Below are 21,338 nucleotides of genomic sequence, written 5' to 3'. Positions count from 1 at the left end.
CATCCCGTGGGATGGCCTTGTCGCTCAAGCCCGCTTTGCTCGGGCGGGTGCGCGTGCGCTTACTTGCGCGTTTCCACCTGCTGCAGCGGCTCCTGTGCGACGAATGCGGCTGCACGAGGCTTGCGGCCCAGGCGAACCGGGGCTTCCACAGCGCCGGTGCCGAACTGGGCGCGCTTGGCTGGATCGGTTTCGATCTTGATCAGGCCGCCTTCAGCCGTGGCTGCAGGTAGCGTGATCGGGGCCGTTTCCGCCGGCGTTGCAGGGGCTTGCGCTTGAGCCGTGGTAGTTTGCACGACTTCCGGCTCAGCGGCTTCGACAGCGGATGCGACTGACTCTGGCTGCCCCTCGACGGCTGCCGCAGGCGCTTCCGCCCGATGCGGCTCGTTGGTCGCAACAGCCTCGGCCTGCTCGCTCACCACCAAGGTCGGTACATCAGGGTCGATCTCAGTCCTTGCTGCGGAGCCGGCCTGAGCTGCAGCCTGCGGTTCGGCCTGAACTGCAGCCTCAGGGGCCGTCTCGGTGGCCGGCGCGGCTGGTTCGGCGGCTGCGACTTCAGCCTCTGCTTCGGCCTGCATCGTTACCCTGACAGGCAAGGGGGCTGCTGCGTTTTCCGCGAAGCGATCCTGAGCCTGCGGCTCGATGGTCTCCGGTTCGGAAACGGCAACCGGGAGTTCGGCCGGAGTCGCATCCGCAGCGGATGCAGCCGACTCGGCTGCAGCGCTGACGGGCGTCATGGCCTGCGCTTCGGTGGTCTCGCTTGCCACGCTCTCGACGGTCTCCACCACGGCTGCAGGCGTAGCGGTTGCAGGTTCGTCGGTGGTGCCGGAAGCGAGCTGAGCAGCGTCTGCGCTGGACTCGCCGGCTTCGCTGGTTTCGACTCCGCCCTGGAGGTCGGCGGCTTGGCCTTCGCCCGAGCGGCGGCCGCGACCGCGGCCACGGCGGCGACGCTTCTCGCTGGGGGCGCCGTCCTCGCCGGCAGGCGTGTCTGCGACCACCGTTCCGGCTGCTTCGGCAACCTGTACGCGCTCTTCGCTCACCACTGCAGCGGCAAGGCCAGCCGCGAGCTTCAGTTTGTCGTCGTCGGGTGCGCCCGTGCGCTGTTCTACAGCCTTATCAGTACGTTCGGCTGCGTCCTCCGTCCGTTGGCCGCGCCCACGTCCGCGGCCACGGCCAGTGTCGCTACGCTCGGACTTCTCCGCGGGCGCCGTGCTGCGCTGCGGCTTGTCGCTTTCGCTGCGTTCGCTGCGGCTGTTGCGGCCGTTCTGGCTTTCGCCGTCACGCTCGCTACGACGGCCGCGACTGCCGTTGTTACGACGGCCGTCACCGCCGTTGCTGCGCTCGCCGCGCGGGCGCGGCTCGCGCTTCGCAGGTGTTTCGGCTGCAGCCACGGGCTCGGCGGCCGGTGCCGGCTTGCTGCCGGTAAACCAGCCGAGGATGCGGGCGATGAGGCCCTTGCTCTCGACGGCGGCCGGGGCTGTGGGGGCCTCGGCGGCAACCGGTGCCACCGGCGCCGGCTGCGCAGGAGCGATACCCTTCACGGCCGCTTCGGGACGTGCCGGGCGGTCGTTTGCCTTCGAGGGCAGGCGCTCGTCGTCCTCGCTGGGCTTCTGCACCATCTGGTAGCTCGCCAAGGCGATGTCCTCGGCGTTGAGCTGGTCGTGACGCAGGCGGATGATCTCGTGCGCCGGCGTTTCGAGGTGGCGGTTCGGCACGATGATGAGCTGCACCTTGTGGCGCATCTCGATGCGGGCGATATCCACGCGCTTCTCGTTGAGAAGGAAGGTGGCCACGTCGACGGGCACCTGCAGGTGCACCGCGCCGGTGTTTTCCTTCATCGCTTCCTCTTCGAGGATGCGGACGATGTGCAGCGCCGACGATTCGGTGCTGCGGATGTGGCCAGTGCCGTTGCAGCGCGGGCAGGTGATGTAGCTGGTCTCGGCCAGTGCCGGACGCAGGCGCTGGCGCGACAGTTCGAGCAGGCCGAAGCGGCTGATCTTGCCGGTCTGCACGCGCGCGCGGTCGTGGCGCAGGGCGTCACGCAGGCGGTTTTCGACCTCGCGCTGGTTCTTCGCCGACTCCATGTCGATGAAGTCGATGACGATGAGGCCGCCCAGGTCGCGCAGGCGCAGCTGGCGGGCGATCTCGTCGGCGGCCTCGCAGTTGGTACGGAAGGCGGTTTCCTCGATGTCCGAGCCCTTGGTGGCGCGGCCGGAGTTGACGTCGATCGATACCAGGGCTTCGGTGTGGTCGATGACCACTGCGCCGCCCGAGGGCAGATTGACCTGGCGAGAGTAGGCCGACTCGATCTGATGTTCGATCTGGAAGCGCGAGAACAGCGGCACGTCGTCGCTGTAGCGCTTCACGCGGGCGACATTGCCCGGCATCACATGGGCCATGAACTGCGTGGCCTGTTCGTAGATGTCGTCGGTGTCGATCAGGATCTCGCCGATGTCGGGCTGGAAGTAGTCGCGGATGGCGCGGATGACGAGGCTGCCTTCCTGATAGATCAGGAAAGCGCCGGCCTGGCCCTGGGCCGCACCCTCGATGGCGCGCCACAGTTGCAGCAGATAGTTGAGGTCCCACTGCAGCTCTTCGGCACTACGGCCGATGGCTGCGGTGCGAGCGATCAGGCTCATGCCGCCGGGCACTTCCAGCTGGTCCATGTTCTCGCGCAGTTCGGCACGCTCGTCGCCCTCGACGCGACGCGACACGCCGCCGCCGCGCGGGTTGTTGGGCATGAGCACCAGATAGCGGCCGGCCAGCGAGATGTAGGTGGTCAGCGCCGCACCCTTGTTGCCGCGCTCGTCCTTTTCGACCTGGACGATGAGTTCCTGGCCTTCGCGCAGGGCTTCACGGATGGTGGCCTTGCTCGCGTCCACGCCGGGCTGGAAGTAGGCGCGCGAGATTTCCTTGAAGGGCAAGAAGCCATGGCGCTCGGCGCCATAGTCTACGAAGGCCGCCTCGAGGCTAGGCTCGATGCGGGTGATCACCGCCTTGTAGATGTTGCTCTTGCGTTCTTCTTTTGCGGCCGATTCGATATCGAGGTCGATCAGTTTCTGACCGTCTACGATCGCGACGCGCAGTTCTTCGGCCTGCGTCGCATTGAAAAGCATGCGTTTCATTGGGATCGTTCTCCCGCGCAATTCACACGGGCAGGACGAACGGCGCGCACCATCGCGCTTTCCGGGATCAGGAGCGATTCTTGAGGACTGCTGCTTTCATCCGGTGTGTGTTCAGGGCTGTGATGGGTCGGCTGGTCGATATTCTCTTGACCCCGCCCGCCAGGCCGTCGAGGCCAGGCGGGCGGATCATTTGATCCTGCGTGTGCGTCTTGCACGTCAAAATCCAACCCGTGGGCTGGATGGGTATGTCGAAGTGGGTCTGTTGCGTTACCATCGGCGCCTTTTGGGCCTTGGATGGCTTGCAACGGTCAAGCCGGGAGCGCTCTTCAGGGCTCATTGCCAGCAGTCTGCGCGCATCGCCGGTGCAGATGTTTCGACCTGCTTTTGACGTCGACGCGCCGCACTTGGGTGGCAGCGACCGGGTTAACCGTGCAGAAGTATATTTCATGACGATGATTGATGGCAAAGCGATCGCAGTCCGGCACGAACGCATCGACGATGCGGCGGCTGGCCAGCGGATCGATAACTACCTGATGCGGATAGCGAAGGGCGTGCCAAAGAGCCACGTCTATCGGATCCTGCGCAGCGGTGAGGTCAGGGTCAATGGCCGCCGGGTGCAGCAGACCTACCGCCTGGCCGAGGGTGACGAGGTGCGCATTCCGCCGCTGCGCATCGCTCAGGCCGAGCGCAGCGCACCGGCGCCTGCCGGCAAGCCGCTTCCGGTCGTCTACGAGGACGATGCGCTGCTGGTGATCGACAAGCCGTCGGGCAAGGCGGTACATGGCGGCAGCGGGGTGAGCTACGGCGTGATCGAGCAGCTACGCGTGCAGCGTCCGGAGTTGCGCATGCTCGAACTGGCGCACAGGCTGGATCGCGAGACCTCGGGGCTGCTCATCGTTGCGAAGAAGCGCTCTGCACTTACCGCACTGCACGACATGATGCGCGAGGGTAGGGTGGAGAAGCGTTACCTGACGCTGGTGCCCGGGCGCTGGGCTAACGCGTTGCAACATGTGAAGGCTCCATTGCACAAGTACCTCACCGCCGAGGGTGAGCGCAGGGTGCGCGTCAGCGAGGACGGCAAGCCGGCGCACAGCGTCATGCGTCTGGTGCGACGCTGGCGTGATTACAGTCTGCTCGAGGTCGAGCTCAAGACCGGGCGGACGCATCAGATCCGCGTTCATCTTGCTCATCTCGGTTTCCCGCTGTGTGGAGACGACAAATACGGCGATTTCGCTCTCAACAAGCGTCTCGAGGCCGAAGGGTTGAAGCGCATGTTCCTGCATGCGGCAATGCTGAGCTTCGCGCATCCGCTTACGGGCGAGGTGCTGTCCTTCGAGGCGGCGCTGCCTGCAGAGCTACAGGCGTTTCTGACGTATCTCGACATTCAGGAGAGGGGGCATGGCTGAGCGCTTCGATCTCATTGTCTTTGACTGGGACGGAACCCTGATGGACTCTGCCGGGGCGATCGTGCGCGCAATGCAGGCCGCTGCGCGTGACCTCGGTCTGCCTGAGCCGGCGGAGGAACGGGCGCGCTACGTGATCGGGCTCGGGTTGGTCGATGCGCTACAGCATGCCGTGCCGGAGTTGGCGCCGGAAGACTATGCGCGCATGGTCGAGCGTTACCGTCACCATTACCTGTCGCGGGACCATGAACTGGTGCTTTTCGACGGGGTTGGCGACGTTCTGGGGGCGCTTTCTGAGCGCGGACACCTGCTCGGAGTGGCGACCGGCAAGAGCCGCTTGGGTCTGGACCGCGTCCTTGGGCGGACCGGGCTGGGGGCGTATTTCCATAGCACCCGCTGTGCGGACGAGTGTTTCTCCAAGCCGCATCCTGCCATGCTCGAGGAGATCATGAGTGAGCTCGGTGTACTGCCCGAGCGGACCCTGATGGTGGGCGATACCACGCATGATCTGCAGATGGCGAGGAATGCTGGCACGGCGGCGCTCGCCGTGAGTTTCGGTGCGCATCCGCGCGCGGCACTGCAGGCCGAGACGCCGCTGTCGTGCCTTGATTCCCCTCGCGAGTTGGTCGATTGGTTGCTTCGTGAGACTTGAGGCTTGGGGCGTGAGGCTGGCGCCCCGTCATTCAGCCGAGTAGAAGGTAGATCGCAGGCCGGCGGGCGATTGCCGGGCGCGCGGCCTTGCGCCAGTCCCGGATGCTGTGGGTGAGCAGCCAGGCTTCTGGCGTGCCGAGGTCGCAGCCGATGCACAGGCGGGTGTCTGGCTTGAGCAGCTTGAGCAGAGCATCAAAGATGCGCTCATTGCGGTAGGGGGTTTCGATGAAGATCTGCGTGCGCCCGCAGCGGCGGGATTCGTCTTCGAGGGTGCGTAGCGCGCTGTCGCGCTCCTGCTCGCCGACCGGCAGGTAGCCATGGAAGCAGAAACTCTGTCCATTGAGTCCCGAGCCCATGAGTCCGAGCAGGATCGATGAGGGGCCAATCAATGGTACTACCTGAATGCCAAGTGCATGTGCGCGCGCGACCAATCTGGCTCCGGGGTCGGCGACTGCCGGACAGCCGGCGTCGGACATCAGGCCGACATCCTTGCCGGCGAGTGCGGGGGCGAGCAGCGCATCTAGGGTTGCGTTGGTGGTCTGCGGCTCGGTCGGCAGTTCGCGAACGTCGGTGTCCCGCAGCGGGTGCGGGTAGTCGAGCTGCTTCAGGTGCGCTCGTGCGGTGCGAGCCGTTTCGACGACGAAGTGACGTAGCCCGGCGGTGATCCGCTGCGCCTGTTGGGGCAGGAAGTCGGTCCATGGGGTTGCTTCGCCAAGGCTTACCGGGACCAGGTAAAGGGTGCCGTGTCGGGTGTCTGGAGTGGGGGCATTCACGGCAGTTGGAGGCCTTCGGCACGAAGCATGCGGGACAGTGCGATGAGCGGCAGCCCAATCAGTGCGGTGGGATCGTCGCCCGGCATGGCATCGAGCAGGGTGATGCCCAGTCCCTCGGATTTGGCGCTGCCGGCGCAGTCCAGTGGGCGCTCCCTGGCGACATAGCGCTCGATTTCAGCGTCGCTCAAATCGCGAAAGCGGACTTGGGTCGGGACGCCTTCGACCTGCAGCGTACCGGTGCGCGTATTGAGGAGCGCGAGGGCGGTGTGAAAGGTGACGATGCGACCGCGCATGCGCTGAAGTTGTGCGATTGCGCGCGCCTCCGTGCCCGGCTTGCCGAACACCTCGTCGCCCATGTAAGCGACTTGGTCGCTGCCGATGATGAGTGCGTCCGGCCAGCGCGCGGCCACGGCACGCGCCTTTGCAGCTGCAAGGCGCTCTGCAGTGGCGGGCGGCGCTTCGCCCTCGAGTGGCGTCTCGTCCGTTTCCGGACGGTCGGTCTCGAACGGAATGTGAAGGCGTTCGAGGAGCGTGCGGCGATAGGCCGATGTGGAGGCGAGGACGAGCGTCATGGTGGTCTTTACAGAAGCGTCGAAAAAATAATATCATGCACGGCTTATGTCGCAACAAGGCATCCCTTCCCGGACGATTCCGGATCCCTTCAGGTTTGCTGCAGACGGCCGCTCCTTGGTGGGCGAGGTCGCTGTCGCGGACCTGTTGCGCCTGTCGGACGTGCTTGCGTCGCTCGAGGGCGCGCTCGCATGGCGGCTGGAGGGCTCCATGGCTCAAGGGGCCGTGGGGCTCGAGCCCAGGCTGCGGTTGGTCGTCGAGGGGGAGCTTTCCCTCAGCTGCCAGCGTTGCCTCGGTGGGCTGTCGTGGGGCTTGAAGGTCGATAATGTCCTTCAGCCCGTACGGCCGGGGCAGGCGATTCCCGAGGGGGAGCTGGAAGACGACGAAGTGGATGCGATCGAGGTCGCTGCAGAGCTCGATGTCCTGGCATTGGTAGAGGATGAGATCCTGCTGGCCTTGCCGATTGCGCCACGGCATGAAAACTGCGAGTCGCCCCGAAACATGGCTGGCTCGAACAAAGAATCGCCTTTCGCTGCGCTGGCGTCGCTGCGAGGCAGTCCCAGCGCGGAATAGGCGCGATATTTAGCTTTAGGAGCATTACTCATGGCCGTTCAACAGAACAAGAAGTCCCCCTCCAAGCGTGGCATGCATCGCGCACACGATTTCCTCACCGGTCCGGCGCTCGCCGTCGAGCCGACCTCGGGTGAAGTCCATCTGCGTCACCACATCAGCCCCAACGGTTTCTACCGCGGCAAGAAGGTCGTCAAGGTCAAGGGCGAGTAAGTTCAAGCCCCAGGTATCGAGGGCGGCGCATGGCGCTTGGCGCCTGCGCCGCCTTTTTTCCGACTCCAGTCTTCAAACAATAAATAGCACGCGAGATGCCGATGGGTGTCACCATTGCGATCGACTGCATGGGTGGCGATCATGGTCCGGTCGTGACCGTGCCTGCCGCACTTGCCTTCCTGCGCCGTCACCGGGACGCGAAGGTCATCCTGGTGGGGCTCGAGGAGGCGATCCGGCCCCTGCTCGTCAGCACTGCAAGCGAGTTCGGCGAACGAATCAGGGTACGACATGCCACCGAGGTGGTGGCGATGGACGATCCGCCGGCGATCGCGATGCGCACGAAGAAGGATTCTTCGATGCGCGTTGTCATGGATCTCGTCAAGGCGGGTGAAGCGAACGCCGCGGTTTCCGCCGGCAATACCGGTGCGCTGATGGCGATCTCGCGCTTCGTCCTCAAGACTTTGCCGGGTATCGATCGGCCTGCGATCGCGACCGTCCTGCCGTCAATGCATGGTCACACGTATGTGCTCGACCTCGGCGCCAATGTTGACTGCACGGCGGAGCATCTGCTTCAGTTTGGCGTCATGGGGGCGATGCTCGTAGCAGCGATCGAGCACAAGGAGCGCCCGACCGTGGGCTTGCTCAACATTGGCGAAGAGGTGATCAAGGGCAATGACGTCGTCAAGGAAGCGGGCGAGCTGCTGCGCAACAGCGGCTTGAACTTCCAGGGCAATGTCGAAGGCAACGATATCTACGAAGGTACGGTGGACGTCGTCGTGTGCGATGGCTTTGTTGGAAATGTCGCGCTCAAGACCTCTGAAGGCCTCGCGCAGATGATCGGCGCTTTCCTGAAGCAGGAGTTCAAGCGCTCGCTGCTGACCAAGCTGATGGCAGTTGTGGCGCTTCCCGTCTTGAAGCGCTTCAAGCAGCGTGTCGATCACCGTCTCTACAACGGTGCGCCCTTGCTTGGGTTGCGCGGTGTCGTCCTGAAGAGCCATGGCTCGGCCGATGCGGTTGCCTTCGAGAATGCGTTGGGGCGAGCTGCCGAGGCGGCATCGAACCGGCTGATCGAGCGCATCACGGAGCGCATGGCGAGCATGAACGAGGTAAACGCATGATTTACGCACGCATCGCGGGAACGGGCAGTTACTTGCCGGGCGATCCGGTCACCAATGACGATCTGGTCGCGCGTGGAATCGATACCTCCAATGACTGGATCGTGAGTCGCTCGGGCATCCATAGCCGACACCTCGCCGCCGCCGACGTGGGGGCAAGCGATCTCGCCAAGCTCGCCGCCGAGCGAGCACTCGATGCTGCGGGCTGCGAAGCCGACGACATTGACCTGATCATCGTCGCCACATCCACGCCTGATTTCATCTTCCCGAGTACCGCCGCTCTGGTGCAGTCCAAGCTCGGTATCCGCAACGGCGGCGCTGCGTTTGACGTGCAGGCGGTGTGCAGCGGTTTCGTGTACGCGTTGAGCGTGGCCGAGAAGTTCATTCGTTCCGGTAGTCATACGCGTGCGCTAGTCATCGGTGCCGAGGTCTTCTCCCGCATTCTTGACTGGTCCGATCGGTCAACCTGTGTGTTGTTCGGTGATGGCGCCGGTGCGGTCGTGCTCGAAGCGTCGACGAGTCCCGGCATTCGCATGTCTGCCCTGCATGCCGACGGCAGTCATCATCCCATTCTCTGTGTGCCCGGTGGTGTGGCCTCCGGTCAAGTGATCGGCGATCCTTTTCTGCGCATGGACGGGCAGGCCGTGTTCAAGTTTGCCGTGAAGGTGCTTGGCGATGTCGCGCACGAGGTGCTCGAGCGCGCCGGGGAGTCCGCACAGAGCGTCGATTGGTTGATCCCGCATCAAGCCAATATCCGCATCATCCAGGCTACGGCCAAACGCCTCGGCCTGCCGATGGACAAGGTGGTGACCACCCTCGATCACCATGGCAATACATCGGCCGCCTCCATTCCGCTCGCGCTCGATGAGGCTGTGCGCTCGGGGCAGATCCGCCCCGGGCATCGACTCATCCTCGAGGGGGTCGGTGGTGGTTTCACCTGGGGCGCAGCCCTGGTCGATTTCTGAATCGCTTCCTGCTTTCACTTTTTTCTGATTGGTGGAGAACAGCATGGCATTTGCGCTGGTTTTTCCCGGCCAGGGTTCGCAGTCGGTCGGCATGATGGCCGCCTACGGCGAGTCGGCCGTCGTTCGTGACACGTTTGCCGAGGCTTCCGATGCCCTGGGCGAGGACTTGTGGGCCATGGTCTGCGACGGGCCGGCCGAGCGCCTGTCGCTGACGGTGAATACCCAGCCCCTGATGCTTACCGCAGGGGTGGCGACTTATCGCGCATGGATCGCGGCAGGTGGGCCTGCGCCCGCCCTGGTCGCCGGACACAGCCTGGGTGAGTATTCCGCGCTGGTTGCTGCCGGTGCGCTGGCCTTTGCCGACGCCGTTCCGCTGGTGCGCTTCCGCGCCCAGGCGATGCAGGAGGCGGTGCCGGCCGGCGAAGGTGCAATGGCGGCGGTGATGGGGCTCGAGGCTGAAGCGGTGCGAGAAGCCTGCGCCGAGGCGGCCCAGGGCCAGGTGGTCGAAGCTGCGAATCTCAATGCGCCTGGGCAGATCGTCATCGCGGGTGCGAAGGCGGCTGTCGAGCGTGCAAGCGAGATCGCCAAGGCGAAGGGTGCCAAGCGCGCCGTGCTGCTTCCGGTGTCGGCGCCGTTTCATTGTGCGCTGATGCGCCCGGCTGCGGAGCGTCTTGCCGAGCGCCTGGCAACGGTTGCTGTCTCCACACCCACGATCGGTGTCATCAACAACGTTGACGTGGCCGTCTATGATGAGCCTGAGAAGATTCGCGATGCACTCGTTCGCCAGGCCTATTCTCCGGTGCGCTGGATCGAACTGGTGCAGGAGATGGCACGCCGTGGAATGAGCCATGTGATCGAATGCGGTCCGGGCAAGGTGCTGGCAGGCATGACCAAGCGCATCGCCAAGGAAGTCGAAGGAGGCTCGGCACACGATGCGGCCAGCCTCGAACAATCCATCGCCGCAGTGAGGTAACGCATGAGCTTTTCGCTTGAAGGGCAGGTCGCACTCGTTACTGGCGCCTCCCGCGGCATCGGCCGCGCGGTAGCGCTCGAGTTGGCGCGGCTTGGTGCCATCGTTGTGGGTACGGCAACCTCCGCCTCCGGCGCTGCCGACATTGCGGCTGCGCTTGCCGAGTTGGGCGCCAAGGGGACAGGGCTGGCGCTGAATGTGACCGATGCCAACGCCTGTGAGGCGCTGATCGGCGACATCGAGAAGCAGTTCGGTGCGGTTACCATCCTGGTCAACAATGCTGGCATCACTCGCGACAACCTTGCGATGCGCATGAAGGATGAGGAGTGGGATGCGGTTATCGACACCAATCTGCGCGCTGTGTTTCGCATGAGCAAGCTCGTCATGCGCGGCATGATGAAGGCGCGCAATGGTCGCATCATCAACATCACTTCGGTGGTGGCGAGTGCCGGCAATCCCGGACAGGCCAACTACGCAGCGGCCAAGGCCGGTGTGGCCGGCATGACGCGCGCACTGGCGCGCGAGTTGGGCAGCCGCAACATCACGGTCAATTGCGTGGCGCCTGGCTTCATCGACACCGACATGACGCGTGCGCTGCCCGAGGCGGCACGCGATGCGCTGCTAGGCAACATTGCTCTTGGCCGTCTGGGTCGTCCCGAGGAGATCGCCGCTGCGGTCGCCTTCCTGGCCTCTCCTGCCGCCGCCTATGTGACCGGAACCACGCTGCACGTCAATGGTGGTATGTACATGTCCTGATAACGGATCGGGATAGCGGTTCCCCGGCGTTTTGGTAGAATACGCCGGCTTTTTTTCAATACACCTGTCACCCTCAGGAAGGAGTTGGTTCATGGAGAACATCGAACAGCGCGTCAAGAAGATCGTCGCTGAGCAACTTGGCGTGAACGAATCGGAGATCAAGACCGAATCTTCGTTCGTCGATGATCTGGGCGCGGATTCGCTGGACACCGTGGAACTCGTCATGGCGCTGGAAGAAGAGTTCGAGTGCGAGATTCCGGACGAAGAGGCCGAGAAGATCACCACCGTCCAGCAGGCGATCGACTACGTCAACGCCCACCTCAAGAAGTAAGCAGCATCAGCGCTTTCAAGGCGTAGCCTGTCCGGTTGCCGCGTTTGCGCGTGGCCCCGGGCAGGTCAGTTTTACCCTTTTCATCGTTTCATATCGGAGTTGCCTGTGTCGCGTCGCAGAGTCGTCGTCACCGGTCTGGGCGTCATTTCGCCGGTCGGAAATACCGTCCAGGAAGCCTGGGCAAATATTCTTGCCGGCAAGAGTGGTATCGGCCCCATCACGCGCTTTGATGCCAGCGGATTCGCAGCACGCATCGCAGGCGAGGTGAAGGGCTTCGACGTTTCGGCCTACCTGTCGCCCAAAGAGGCGCGCCGCATGGATGTCTTCATCCACTACGGCATGGCGGCGGGCATCCAGGCAATCCGCGATTCCGGCATCGAGGTCAATGAGACCAATGCCGACCGGATTGGCGTGAACATCGGATCGGGCATTGGTGGCCTGCCGATGATTGAAGACACGCATAACGACTACCTCAACGGTGGTCCGCGCAAGATCTCGCCCTTCTTCATTCCGGGCACCATCATCAACATGATCTCGGGCAACCTCTCGATCATGCATGGCATGAAGGGGCCCAACCTGTCCGTCGTGACTGCGTGTACGACCGGCCTGCACGCCATCGGCATGAGTGCGCGCATGATCGAGTACGGTGACGCCGACGTGATGGTATGCGGCGGCGCCGAATCGACTGTCACGCATCTCGCGATCGGTGGCTTCGGTTCGGCAAAGGCATTGTCGACCCGCAATGACGATCCCGCCACGGCCAGCCGCCCCTGGGACAAGGATCGTGATGGCTTCGTGCTTGGCGAGGGGGCGGGCGTCCTGGTCATCGAAGAGTACGAGCATGCGGTCAAGCGCGGTGCGAAGATCTATGCCGAGCTTGCGGGCTTCGGCATGAGCGGTGACGCCTACCACATGACGGCGCCCGATACCGATGGGCCGCGGCGCAGTATGGTCAATGCGATGAGGAACGCCGGCGTCAATGCCGACGAGGTGCACTATCTCAACGCACACGGCACCTCGACGCCGCTCGGTGACAAGAACGAGACCGAGGCGATCAAGCTTGCCTTTGGTGTCGATGCGGCGCGCAAGCTCGTCGTGAACTCCACCAAGTCGATGACCGGGCATCTGCTCGGTGGGGCCGGTGGTCTGGAGTCGGTTTTGACGGTGCTTGCCGTGCATCATCAGGTCTCGCCGCCCACCATCAATATCTTCGAGCAGGATCCGGAGTGCGATCTCGACTACTGCGCCAATGTGGCGCGGCCGATGAAGATCGATGTCGCCCTCAAGAACAACTTCGGCTTTGGCGGTACAAACGGCACCCTGGTTTTCCGCCGGATTTGATGGCGATATGCATGGCCTCCCATGCATGAGCCGCTGATCATAGCATTGCGCCCCTCCCCGGGGGTGATGGCGTCAGTGTCGGTCGCGCATGTTGCGGCTGCACTGGCGCTTTTTCATGTCCCTGCGTTTGGGCTCGAGGCACTGCTCGGCGGGCAGGGTGTGATGCAGGCGGTCATCGCCGGTGGCGCTGGCTGCGTGCTGTTCGCCTCGCTGATCAGGGCGTTGGTCCAGGAGTGGCGCAAAAGGAGGCTGCACCTGGCACTGAACGAGGCGGGTGAGATTTCACTTCTGCAGCCAGCCGCTCCGCCATTGCGGGGAAGGGTGGTGCCGCATTCGATCGTGGTGTTCGAATGGGCCGTGTGGTTTCAGTCGTGCCCGGAGTTCGAGGGCCGTATGCGTCCAGGTCGCTCGCGGCGCTTCATGATCGTGGCTGCAAATCTCGATGCGCAACAATGGCGCGGGCTGCGCATCTGGCTGCGTCATGAGGCCGTGCGTGCCGATGCCTCCGATGGGCGTGCCGCCTGACCCGGCACAGGGTGTGCCGGGCAGTGTCAGCCTTGTGCAGAGCGCCTGGCCTTTGGCGGGCGAAGGATGGTGTCCCGCGGGCGGGCGAGCGTCTCAGGGAAGTCGTTGGAGTAATGAAGTCCGCGGCTTTCCTTGCGCTTGAGGGCGCAGCGCACGATGAGGTCGGCAGTGACCACGAGGTTGCGCAGTTCGATCAGGTCGTTGCTCACGCGGAAATGGCTGTAGAACTCGTGGATCTCGCTGGCCAGCAGGCGAATCCGGTGCTGGGCGCGGAGGAGGCGCTTGGTGGTGCGCACAATGCCGACGTAGTCCCACATCGCGCGCCTGAGTTCAGCCCAGTTGTGGGTGATGACCACTTCCTCGTCGGCGTCGGTGACCCGGCTCTCGTCCCAGTCGGGCAGTACGGGCGGTTGCGTGCGCGGCTTGGACAAGATGTCCTCGGCGGCCGCTTCGCCAAATACCAGGCACTCCAGCAGCGAGTTGCTAGCGAGGCGGTTGGCGCCATGAAGCCCGGTGAACGCCGACTCGCCAACGGCGTACAACCCCGGTACGTCGGTCCGTGCAGCGAGGTCGGTAACGATGCCGCCGCAGGAATAGTGTGCAGCCGGTACGACCGGAATCGGTTCGCGGGTGATGTCTATCCCAAGCTCGAGGCAGCGCCGGTAAATGTTCGGAAAGTGACCGCGAAGCCACTCTGCCGGCTTGTGGCTGATGTCGAGGTAGACGCAGTCCAGGCCGCGCTTCTTCATTTCGAAGTCGATCGCCCGCGCAACCACATCGCGCGGCGCAAGCTCTTCGCGAGGGTCGTGGTCAGGCATGAAGCGCGTGCCGTCGGGTAGCTTCAGAAGTCCACCCTCTCCGCGTACGGCTTCCGATATCAGGAACGATTTTGCATGAGGGTGGTAGAGGCAGGTCGGATGGAACTGGATGAACTCCATGTTCCCGACTCGGCAGCCTGCTCGCCACGCCATGGCTACGCCGTCACCGGTGGCGACGTCCGGGTTCGTCGTGTACAGATAGACCTTGCCGGTGCCGCCCGTGGCCAGCACTGTGTTGCGCGCCGCAAACGTCACCACGCGATCGGCATCGATATCCAGCACGTATGCGCCGAGGCAGCCTGCCCCGGGCTGGCCCACCTTGTCGCCGATCACGAGATCGATCGCGATGTGATGCTCGAAGACGTCGATGTTCGGATGCGCGCTCACCTGCGCGCCGAGCGTCGATTGCACCGCGGCGCCAGTGGCGTCGGCGGCATGGATGATGCGCCGGTGGGAGTGTCCGCCTTCGCGTGTGAGATGGTAGCCGAGCCTGGAGTCCGCCTCGCGCGTGAAGGGTACGCCGCGGTCGATGAGCCAGTCGATCGCACGCTTGCCGTTTTCGACGACCAGTCGTGTGGAGCGCGGATTGCACAGCTCGGCGCCGGCGACGAAGGTGTCGCGCACATGCGCTTCGACGCTGTCTGCAGTATCGAGTACGGCGGCAATGCCGCCCTGCGCCCAGTTGCTCGCGCTGTCCGAAAGCTCGCGCTTGGTCACGAGGGCGACGCGCATGCTGTCGGCGAGGCGCAGTGCCATCGACTGCCCGGCGGTGCCGCTGCCAAGGATGAGTACGTCGTACTGTTTCAGCAAGATGTCGCTCTGGCTCGTGGGAAGGGGCGAAATATAGCATGTCGCGGCGCCGTGCCGCGTGGCCAGGCCCGGTGGAGCGTACTGGCAGGGGGCCGGTAAGTCCTGATCGAATGACCCTGTCGGGGGCTGAACTATTTTAACGGCCGCCTGTCTTGAACCATGTCTTCGATTGCTGCTGATTGCCCACTCGGTCGCTTATAATCCGGACGCTTCATATTCTGAATATCCGGAAGAACTTATTACATGAGCGATCGTGAGCTCGATCAGCAACTCGTCGAGCGCGTACAGCGCGGCGACAAGCAGGCATTCGGCTTGCTGGTATCCAAGTACCAGCGCAAGTTGAATCGTTTGTTGTCGCGTCTGATCCGCGATCCCGCCGAAGTCGAGGACGTTGCGCAGGAGACCTTCATCAAGGCCTACCGGGCGTTGGGTTCTTTCCGCGGAGACAGTGCCTTTTACACATGGCTTTACCGGATCGGAGTCAATACGGCGAAGAACTACCTGGTATCTCAGGGCAGAAGAGCGCCGACATCGACGAGTTTCGACTCGGAAGAGGCCGAGACCTTCGAGGATGGAGACCAGTTGCGGGACATCAACACGCCCGAGCGTTTGTTGATGACACGCCAGATCGGTGAGGCCGTCGAGGGGGCAATGGGCGATCTGCCCGAGGAGTTGAGGACGGCGATCATGCTGCGAGAGTTCGAGGGTCTGAGCTACGAAGAGATCGCCAGCATCATGGAGTGCCCCATAGGCACGGTGCGCTCGCGGATCTTCCGCGCGCGTGAAGCGATTGCAGAGCGTCTGCGGCCGTTGCTCGACACGGCGCCGGACAAACGTTGGTAGGTGGCAGACATGAAGGACAAGGTATCGGCGTTGCTTGATGGAGATCTCGACGAGCAGGCCACGCGTTCGGTCATCGAGCGCATGGGGGTCGATTCGGGACTGCAGCGGCAGTGGGATGCATATTGTTTGATCGGCGATGCGATCCGCGGCGATCGCTTCGGCTCGAGTGATTTCGTCGATCGCGTGATGGCCCGGCTCGACGACGAGCCGACTGTTCTTGCTCCCCGGCCTGCTGCCGGCGACAGCGTCAGGCGGTCGGTCTGGCAGTCCTTGTTGCCGATCGCTGCGTCGGTGATGGGTGTGGCCGCGGTGGGGCTCGTGGCTGCAACGCTCTACTCCCAGGACGATCGCGCACCTGCGAAGCTGGCGAGCGAGGCTGCCAAGGTTCAGGTGGTGGCTGCGCCGGCCGTGCGTGCGTCGGTCCAGCCGGTGGGCCTGGACCCGCATCGCGAATATGTGTTTGCGCATCAGGGCCTGAGCGGCGTCGGTCCGCTGCCCGCTGGCGTGCAGTACGTGAGGACTGTTTCCGATCAGCGCCAGGGAACGGGCCGATGAGGTTCAGCGCAGCCGTACTGACCGCCTGCGCCTTGCTGCTGCAAACGCCTGCTCACGCCGAAGGCCCCTCGGACCCGTTGTCCTGGCTCGGCAGGATCCAGTCCGCAGGGCAGCGCCTCAATTACGTTGGAACCTTCGTTTATCAGTCGGGTGGGCATGTCGAGACATCTCGCGTTGCTCACCGTGTCGATGCGGCAGGTGCCCTCGAGCGGCTAGAGGTGCTCGATGGCAGTCCGCGGGAGATCATCCGCCGCGGCAATGAAGTGCACTGCGTTCTTCCCGATGAGCGCACGGTCATCATCGACCAGGCCAGCGGCAGGCGGGCCTTTCCAGCCCGTCTGCCGGCAAGTCTGACCGACCTCGCGGAGTACTACCGGATCCGCAAGGGTGAGTTGAGCAGGGTCGCGGGCTACGAGGCTCAGGCCATCGTGCTCGATCCGCGTGACGACCTCCGCTACGGCCACACGCTGTGGGCCGAAGTGCAGAGCGGGCTGTTGCTCAAATCGCGCATGGTGGACGAGCATGGCTTGCTCATAGAGCAGTTCAGTTTCAGCGACATCCGCATTGGCGGCGATGTCGATGCGGCCTTGCTCGAATCCCGCTTCACGCCCGATGGCGACTGGAAGGTTGTCAACGCGCGCGGCGACGACATGCCCAAGACAGAAGCCGGGTGGGTGCTGACCGAGCCGCTGCCGGGTTATTTGCTCACTTCGGTCATGAAACGGCCCTTGGGGCGTGACCGCGGGCAGGCGGTGCACATGGTGTTCAGTGACGGACTGGCGGCCATTTCGGTCTTCATCGAACCGGTTGGCGATGGGTCCGAGATCGGTTTGGGGCCGGTGTCGACCGGGGCCATCAACATCTACAAACGCGCCCAGGATGGCCATCTGGTAACGGCGCTGGGCGAGGCGCCCGAGCGCGCGGTGCGCCATGTGGGCGACCACATTCGTCCGGTGTCGCGGTGATGCAGGCTCGGGCGCGGGTGCTGAGGGTCGAGCGTGGCAAGGCTTGGGTCAAGCTGAGCGACAAGGCGGGTGGTTGCGGGCGTTGCGACGAACCTGGTGGCTGCCGGTCAATGCAGATCACGCAGGCGCTCGGTGCCGGCAAGGATGAGTTTGCGCTGCCGCTGGTTCCCGGCATCGGTCCGGGCGACGACGTCGTGATCAGTATCCCCGACGGCGCGGCGCTGCGCGCGGCGCTTGCCAGTTATGGTCTGGCGACCGTGCTGCTGGTTTCGGGCGCAGGTCTTGGTGGTCTATTCGCTGATGGGCGTTCGGGCGATACGTATGCGCTCGCGGGGGGGCTTGCCGGCTTGCTGCTGGCGTGGGCGACGAACAGGGTGCTCGCGCGCAGCAGGAACTGGCGCCTGGGCCTGCGCATGGACCTGGCGCCGGCCTCTGCGTGTGTGCAGGGCGGCCCACAACGGTGATGGCGCGGATGCCCGCTGTGCCCGGCGTGGGGGCGCTCCTGCGCTTGCTGGTTCTGTTCGCGTGCCTCACTGCTTTCGGTGCGCCGACGTGGGCGGCCAGTGCCGCCTTGCCGGACTTCACCCGTCTGGTGGAGAAGCAGGGTGCGGCTGTGGTCAATGTCAGCACCAGGCAGGCGCGCAAGGCGGCCAGCCGCTTGCCGTTTCAGATTCCCGAGCTCAACGAGTCGGACCCGATGTTCGACTTTTTCCGCAAGTTCATTCCGCGCACCCCGGAGGCGCCGGGTGGTGACCCTGACAACCAGTCGCTCGGTTCAGGGTTCATCATCAGTGCCGATGGCTACATCCTGACCAACGCACATGTGATCGAGGAGGCCGAGGAGATTCTCGTTCGCCTCGCTGACAAGCGTGAGTACAGCGCCGAGGTCATCGGCGCCGATGCACGCAGTGACGTCGCATTGATCCGCATCGACGCAAGCGATCTGCCTCACGTCGTGTTCGGGAATCCCGATGCGCTGAAGGTTGGCGAGTGGGTGCTCGCGATCGGTTCTCCCTTCGGCTTCGAACAGTCGGTTACCGCAGGCATCGTGAGTGCAAAGGGGCGTAGCCTGCCGGATGAGAACTTCGTGCCCTTCATCCAGACCGACGTCGCGATCAATCCTGGCAACTCGGGCGGTCCATTGTTCAATCTGCGGGGTGAGGTCGTCGGTATCAACTCGCAGATCTACAGCCGTACGGGTGGGTTCATGGGCTTGTCGTTTGCGATCCCGATCGATCTTGCGATGGATATCCAGCAGCAACTGCGCGCCTCGGGCAGGGTGCAACGCGGTCGCATCGGGGTGTCGATCCAGGAGGTCACGCGCGCACTTGCCGACAGCTTTGGGCTGATGCGTGCCGCAGGGGCATTGGTAAGTGCCGTCGAGCCCGAAGGGCCTGCCGCGCGCGGCGGTGTCGAGCAGGGCGACATCATTGTCCGCTTCAATGGCCGCCCGGTGGAAAACTCGGCCGATCTCCCGCGTATCGTGGCAGCGGCACGTCCGGGGCAGGAGGTCGACGTCGACATCCATCGCGCTGGCGCGGCACGCTCGTTGAAGATTACGGTTGGCGAGTGGGAGGATCCTGAGGCGGAAGAGGCCGAGGAGCTCGGCGGCGATCCCGGTGGGGCAGCCAATGCACTCGGCCTGGATCTGGTGGTGCCGACACCTGCGCAGCGCCGCGAGGGCAAGGTCGACCAGGGGTTATTGGTGCAGCGCGTACAGGGTGCCGCAGCGCGGGCCGAGATCGTTCCTGGCGACGTTGCACTTGCAATGGTGGTTGCCGGCCGTCATGTAAAGCTCGACACCCTGGATGCGTACAATCATGTGTTGGGTGAGTTGCGCCCCGGTCAACAGGTGAGTGTGCTCATCCGGCGAGCCGACTTTGTTTCCTACGTGAGCTTGAGAGCGGAGAAATGACGGGGATAGCCGGGAGCAGGGTATTTACCGTGCTGAGTCGGGAGTGGTGCCACCTCTGTCACGACCTTGTCGCTGCGCTCGAGCCCATCGCGGCTGAGCATGGCTGGCGGATCGAGGTGGTCGACGTGGACCAGGATGCGATCCTCGAGGCACGCTGGGATGAACTTGTCCCTGTATTGCTTCACGGCGAGCACGAACTCTGCCACTACCACCTCGATGAGCCTGCGGTGCGCGCTTATTGCAGCCGTTTTCCGCTAGAATCACGGGCTTGACAAGGCCAACCATTCCGAAAACGGGTGCTGCAAGGCACCCTTTTCGTTTCGCATGAACCACATCCGCAACTTCTCCATCATCGCTCATATCGACCACGGCAAATCGACCCTGGCCGATCGACTCATCCACTTCTGCGGCGGCTTGTCCGAGCGCGAGATGGAAGCCCAGGTGCTCGACTCGATGGATATCGAGCGTGAGCGCGGCATCACCATCAAGGCGCAGACAGCAGCCCTGCACTACAAGGCCAAGGATGGGCAGGTATACAACCTGAACCTGATCGATACCCCGGGCCATGTGGATTTTTCCTACGAGGTCAGTCGTTCGCTGGCCGCCTGCGAAGGCGCGCTGTTGGTCGTGGATGCCTCGCAAGGGGTGGAGGCGCAGACGGTGGCGAACTGCTACACCGCGCTCGATCTCGATGTCGAGGTGGTGCCGGTGCTCAACAAGATCGACCTGCCGGCGGCTGACCCGGACAACGCCCGTCAGGAGATCGAGGACGTGATCGGCGTCGATGCTTCGGAGGCTATCCTGTGCTCGGCCAAGACCGGCCTGGGCGTGGAGGACGTGCTCGAGGCAATCGTCGCCCGCATCCCTTCCCCCAAGGGCAAGGCTGATGGCCCGCTCAAGGCGCTGATCATCGACTCCTGGTTCGACAACTATGTCGGCGTGGTGATGCTGGTGCGCGTGGTCGACGGCGAGCTGAAGCCTAAGGACCGCATCCTGCTGATGTCCAACGGCGCACAGTACCCCTGCGACCAGGTGGGCGTGTTCACGCCGCGCTCGGTGAGCCGGGATGCACTGCGCGCGGGCGAGGTCGGCTTCGTGATCGCCGGCATCAAGGAGATCGAGGCGGCCAAGGTCGGCGACACCATCACGCTCGCCAACAAGCCCGCGAGCGAGCCGCTGCCCGGCTTCAAGGAGATCAAGCCGCAGGTGTTCGCCGGCCTGTATCCGGTGGAGTCCTCCGAGTACGACCAGCTGCGCGACTCGCTCGAGAAGCTGCGCCTGAACGATGCTTCGTTGCAGTTCGAACCCGAGGTTTCGCAGGCATTGGGCTTTGGTTTCCGCTGCGGCTTCCTCGGCCTGCTGCACATGGACATCGTGCAGGAGCGCCTGGAGCGCGAATTCGACATGGACCTGATCACCACCGCGCCTACGGTGGTGTACGAGGTCGTGCTCAACGACGGCAGCATCATCCGCATCGAGAACCCGGCCAAGCTGCCCGAACCCGGCAAGTACCAGGAGATCCGTGAGCCCATCATCACCGCCACCATCTTCCTGCCGCAGGACTACGTCGGCCCGGTGATCACGCTGTGCAACCAGAAGCGTGGCAACCAGGTCGACATGCGTTACCACGGTCGCCAGGTGCAGCTGATCTACGAACTGCCGATGAACGAAGTGGTGATGGACTTCTTCGACAAGCTCAAGTCGGTGTCGCGCGGCTACGCGTCACTGGACTACGACTTCAAGGAATACCGCACGGCCGATCTGGTCAAGCTCGACCTGATGGTCGGCGGCGAGAAGGTCGATGCGCTGTCGGTGATCGTGCACCGTGCCAGCGCGCAGTACCGCGGCCGCGAGCTGGCGAGCAAGCTGCGTGGCCTGATTCCGCGCCAGATGTTCGACGTGCCGGTACAGGCTGCGATCGGCGCCCACATCATCGCCCGCGAGACGATCAAGGCCTTGCGCAAGAACGTGCTCGCCAAGTGCTACGGCGGCGACATCAGCCGCAAGAAGAAGCTGCTCGAGAAGCAGAAGGAAGGCAAGAAGCGCATGAAGCAGGTTGGCAACGTCGAGATCCCGCAAGAAGCCTTCCTCGCCGTGCTGCGCACTGACGAAGGCAAGTGACGGATA

General features: G+C 63.9%; 22 protein-coding genes. 18 read left to right on the top strand and 4 right to left on the bottom strand.

What is annotated here, in order from left to right; translation table 11 throughout:
* Positions 1–59: 59 nt before the first annotated feature.
* The gene (locus tag C662_RS13450; protein ID WP_002930072.1) at positions 60–3,122 is read right to left on the bottom strand and encodes an Rne/Rng family ribonuclease; all 3,063 of its coding nucleotides are present in this window, start codon (positions 3,120–3,122) and stop codon (positions 60–62) included.
* 446 nt (positions 3,123–3,568) lie between these two features.
* Between C662_RS13450 and C662_RS13440 the strand changes: the two genes are divergently transcribed.
* The gene (locus C662_RS13440; RefSeq protein WP_002930070.1) at positions 3,569–4,528 is read left to right on the top strand and encodes an RluA family pseudouridine synthase; all 960 of its coding nucleotides are present in this window, start codon (positions 3,569–3,571) and stop codon (positions 4,526–4,528) included.
* Positions 4,521–5,177, top strand: coding sequence for an HAD-IA family hydrolase (locus tag C662_RS13435; protein WP_002930065.1), 657 nt, complete (start codon positions 4,521–4,523; stop codon positions 5,175–5,177). The genes C662_RS13440 and C662_RS13435 overlap by 8 nt, the downstream gene beginning before the upstream one ends.
* A 31-nt stretch (positions 5,178–5,208) precedes the next feature.
* On the opposite strand, the gene C662_RS13430 is transcribed toward C662_RS13435, so the two are convergent.
* Together C662_RS13430 and C662_RS13425 are read right to left on the bottom strand one after the other, a co-directional pair.
* Complete coding sequence (locus C662_RS13430) at positions 5,209–5,949, bottom strand: SAM-dependent methyltransferase (RefSeq protein ID WP_002930057.1); 741 nt, start codon at positions 5,947–5,949, stop codon at positions 5,209–5,211.
* A complete protein-coding gene (locus C662_RS13425; RefSeq protein WP_002930056.1) occupies positions 5,946–6,521 on the bottom strand; it encodes a Maf family nucleotide pyrophosphatase in 576 nt (191 codons plus the stop codon). Before C662_RS13425 ends, C662_RS13430 begins: the two co-directional genes overlap by 4 nt.
* Positions 6,522–6,567: 46 nt before the next feature.
* Here C662_RS13425 and C662_RS13420 point away from each other — a divergent pair, with 46 nt between their 5' ends.
* The 9 genes from C662_RS13420 (at position 6,568) to C662_RS13380 (ending at position 13,305) form a co-directional block, all read left to right on the top strand.
* Positions 6,568–7,092, top strand: coding sequence for a YceD family protein (locus tag C662_RS13420; protein ID WP_002930054.1), 525 nt, complete (start codon positions 6,568–6,570; stop codon positions 7,090–7,092).
* A gap of 30 nt (positions 7,093–7,122) precedes the next feature.
* The gene (rpmF, locus tag C662_RS13415; RefSeq protein WP_002930052.1) at positions 7,123–7,302 is read left to right on the top strand and encodes a 50S ribosomal protein L32; all 180 of its coding nucleotides are present in this window, start codon (positions 7,123–7,125) and stop codon (positions 7,300–7,302) included.
* A 101-nt stretch (positions 7,303–7,403) separates the two neighbouring features.
* Positions 7,404–8,420, top strand: coding sequence for a phosphate acyltransferase PlsX (gene plsX, locus C662_RS13410; RefSeq protein ID WP_002930049.1), 1,017 nt, complete (start codon positions 7,404–7,406; stop codon positions 8,418–8,420).
* Positions 8,417–9,382, top strand: a complete 966-nt coding sequence (locus C662_RS13405; protein ID WP_002930047.1) for a beta-ketoacyl-ACP synthase III — start codon at positions 8,417–8,419, stop codon at positions 9,380–9,382. Before plsX ends, C662_RS13405 begins: the two co-directional genes overlap by 4 nt.
* A gap of 43 nt (positions 9,383–9,425) precedes the next feature.
* Complete coding sequence (gene fabD / locus C662_RS13400) at positions 9,426–10,355, top strand: ACP S-malonyltransferase (RefSeq protein WP_002930046.1); 930 nt, start codon at positions 9,426–9,428, stop codon at positions 10,353–10,355.
* A 3-nt stretch (positions 10,356–10,358) separates the two neighbouring features.
* Positions 10,359–11,108: a 3-oxoacyl-ACP reductase FabG gene (fabG, locus tag C662_RS13395; RefSeq protein WP_002930043.1), complete on the top strand. Its 750-nt coding sequence runs from the start codon at positions 10,359–10,361 to the stop codon at positions 11,106–11,108.
* A gap of 91 nt (positions 11,109–11,199) precedes the next feature.
* On the top strand, positions 11,200–11,439 hold the full coding sequence (gene acpP, locus C662_RS13390) for an acyl carrier protein (protein WP_002930040.1): 240 nt from the start codon (positions 11,200–11,202) through the stop codon (positions 11,437–11,439).
* 105 nt (positions 11,440–11,544) lie between these two features.
* A complete protein-coding gene (gene fabF / locus C662_RS13385; RefSeq protein ID WP_002930038.1) occupies positions 11,545–12,780 on the top strand; it encodes a beta-ketoacyl-ACP synthase II in 1,236 nt (411 codons plus the stop codon).
* Between the two features lie 45 nt (positions 12,781–12,825).
* Positions 12,826–13,305 (top strand): hypothetical protein, encoded by a 480-nt coding sequence (locus C662_RS13380; protein WP_232433272.1) that lies wholly within the window; start codon positions 12,826–12,828, stop codon positions 13,303–13,305.
* A gap of 26 nt (positions 13,306–13,331) precedes the next feature.
* Here C662_RS13380 and nadB read toward each other — a convergent pair whose 3' ends face one another.
* On the bottom strand, positions 13,332–14,933 hold the full coding sequence (nadB, locus tag C662_RS13375; RefSeq protein WP_002930027.1) for an L-aspartate oxidase: 1,602 nt from the start codon (positions 14,931–14,933) through the stop codon (positions 13,332–13,334).
* A 243-nt stretch (positions 14,934–15,176) separates the two neighbouring features.
* Between nadB and rpoE the strand changes: the two genes are divergently transcribed.
* The 7 genes from rpoE to lepA are packed head-to-tail and all read left to right on the top strand — an operon-like array spanning position 15,177 to position 21,332.
* Entirely contained in the window at positions 15,177–15,776 is a 600-nt protein-coding gene (gene rpoE, locus C662_RS13370; protein ID WP_002930025.1) for an RNA polymerase sigma factor RpoE, read from the top strand.
* A gap of 9 nt (positions 15,777–15,785) precedes the next feature.
* Complete coding sequence (locus tag C662_RS13365; RefSeq protein WP_002930023.1) at positions 15,786–16,331, top strand: sigma-E factor negative regulatory protein; 546 nt, start codon at positions 15,786–15,788, stop codon at positions 16,329–16,331.
* Complete coding sequence (locus tag C662_RS13360) at positions 16,328–17,296, top strand: MucB/RseB C-terminal domain-containing protein (RefSeq protein ID WP_002930020.1); 969 nt, start codon at positions 16,328–16,330, stop codon at positions 17,294–17,296. Before C662_RS13365 ends, C662_RS13360 begins: the two co-directional genes overlap by 4 nt.
* On the top strand, positions 17,296–17,760 hold the full coding sequence (locus C662_RS13355; RefSeq protein ID WP_083485764.1) for a SoxR reducing system RseC family protein: 465 nt from the start codon (positions 17,296–17,298) through the stop codon (positions 17,758–17,760). Before C662_RS13360 ends, C662_RS13355 begins: the two co-directional genes overlap by 1 nt.
* Positions 17,760–19,211, top strand: coding sequence for a Do family serine endopeptidase (locus C662_RS13350; RefSeq protein WP_002930016.1), 1,452 nt, complete (start codon positions 17,760–17,762; stop codon positions 19,209–19,211). The genes C662_RS13355 and C662_RS13350 overlap by 1 nt, the downstream gene beginning before the upstream one ends.
* Positions 19,208–19,483 (top strand): glutaredoxin family protein, encoded by a 276-nt coding sequence (locus tag C662_RS13345; RefSeq protein ID WP_002930015.1) that lies wholly within the window; start codon positions 19,208–19,210, stop codon positions 19,481–19,483. Before C662_RS13350 ends, C662_RS13345 begins: the two co-directional genes overlap by 4 nt.
* A gap of 52 nt (positions 19,484–19,535) precedes the next feature.
* On the top strand, positions 19,536–21,332 hold the full coding sequence (gene lepA / locus C662_RS13340; RefSeq protein WP_002930014.1) for a translation elongation factor 4: 1,797 nt from the start codon (positions 19,536–19,538) through the stop codon (positions 21,330–21,332).
* The last annotated feature ends 6 nt before the right edge of the window (positions 21,333–21,338 follow it).

Source organism: Thauera sp. 28 (assembly GCF_000310145.2).
In the GTDB taxonomy this organism is placed as follows: domain Bacteria; phylum Pseudomonadota; class Gammaproteobacteria; order Burkholderiales; family Rhodocyclaceae; genus Thauera; species Thauera mechernichensis.
Note: the sequence above shows the minus strand (reverse complement) of the source record. Positions and strands in the feature narration are given on the sequence as shown.

What these genes read in the sequence shown, in the direction of transcription:
- fabG (WP_002930043.1), top strand. Translation starts at nt 10,359, where the DNA reads ATGAGCTTTTCGCTTGAAGGGCAGGTCGCACTCGTTACTGGCGCCTCC.
- rpoE (WP_002930025.1), top strand. Translation starts at nt 15,177, where the DNA reads ATGAGCGATCGTGAGCTCGATCAGCAACTCGTCGAGCGCGTACAGCGC.
- C662_RS13345 (WP_002930015.1), top strand. Translation starts at nt 19,208, where the DNA reads ATGACGGGGATAGCCGGGAGCAGGGTATTTACCGTGCTGAGTCGGGAG.
- plsX (WP_002930049.1), top strand. Translation starts at nt 7,404, where the DNA reads ATGGGTGTCACCATTGCGATCGACTGCATGGGTGGCGATCATGGTCCG.
- C662_RS13350 (WP_002930016.1), top strand. Translation starts at nt 17,760, where the DNA reads ATGGCGCGGATGCCCGCTGTGCCCGGCGTGGGGGCGCTCCTGCGCTTG.
- C662_RS13425 (WP_002930056.1), bottom strand. Translation starts at nt 6,521, where the DNA reads ATGACGCTCGTCCTCGCCTCCACATCGGCCTATCGCCGCACGCTCCTC.
- fabD (WP_002930046.1), top strand. Translation starts at nt 9,426, where the DNA reads ATGGCATTTGCGCTGGTTTTTCCCGGCCAGGGTTCGCAGTCGGTCGGC.
- C662_RS13440 (WP_002930070.1), top strand. Translation starts at nt 3,569, where the DNA reads ATGACGATGATTGATGGCAAAGCGATCGCAGTCCGGCACGAACGCATC.
- C662_RS13360 (WP_002930020.1), top strand. Translation starts at nt 16,328, where the DNA reads ATGAGGTTCAGCGCAGCCGTACTGACCGCCTGCGCCTTGCTGCTGCAA.
- C662_RS13435 (WP_002930065.1), top strand. Translation starts at nt 4,521, where the DNA reads ATGGCTGAGCGCTTCGATCTCATTGTCTTTGACTGGGACGGAACCCTG.
- C662_RS13355 (WP_083485764.1), top strand. Translation starts at nt 17,296, where the DNA reads ATGCAGGCTCGGGCGCGGGTGCTGAGGGTCGAGCGTGGCAAGGCTTGG.
- C662_RS13450 (WP_002930072.1), bottom strand. Translation starts at nt 3,122, where the DNA reads ATGAAACGCATGCTTTTCAATGCGACGCAGGCCGAAGAACTGCGCGTC.
- acpP (WP_002930040.1), top strand. Translation starts at nt 11,200, where the DNA reads ATGGAGAACATCGAACAGCGCGTCAAGAAGATCGTCGCTGAGCAACTT.
- rpmF (WP_002930052.1), top strand. Translation starts at nt 7,123, where the DNA reads ATGGCCGTTCAACAGAACAAGAAGTCCCCCTCCAAGCGTGGCATGCAT.
- lepA (WP_002930014.1), top strand. Translation starts at nt 19,536, where the DNA reads ATGAACCACATCCGCAACTTCTCCATCATCGCTCATATCGACCACGGC.
- C662_RS13405 (WP_002930047.1), top strand. Translation starts at nt 8,417, where the DNA reads ATGATTTACGCACGCATCGCGGGAACGGGCAGTTACTTGCCGGGCGAT.
- C662_RS13365 (WP_002930023.1), top strand. Translation starts at nt 15,786, where the DNA reads ATGAAGGACAAGGTATCGGCGTTGCTTGATGGAGATCTCGACGAGCAG.
- C662_RS13420 (WP_002930054.1), top strand. Translation starts at nt 6,568, where the DNA reads ATGTCGCAACAAGGCATCCCTTCCCGGACGATTCCGGATCCCTTCAGG.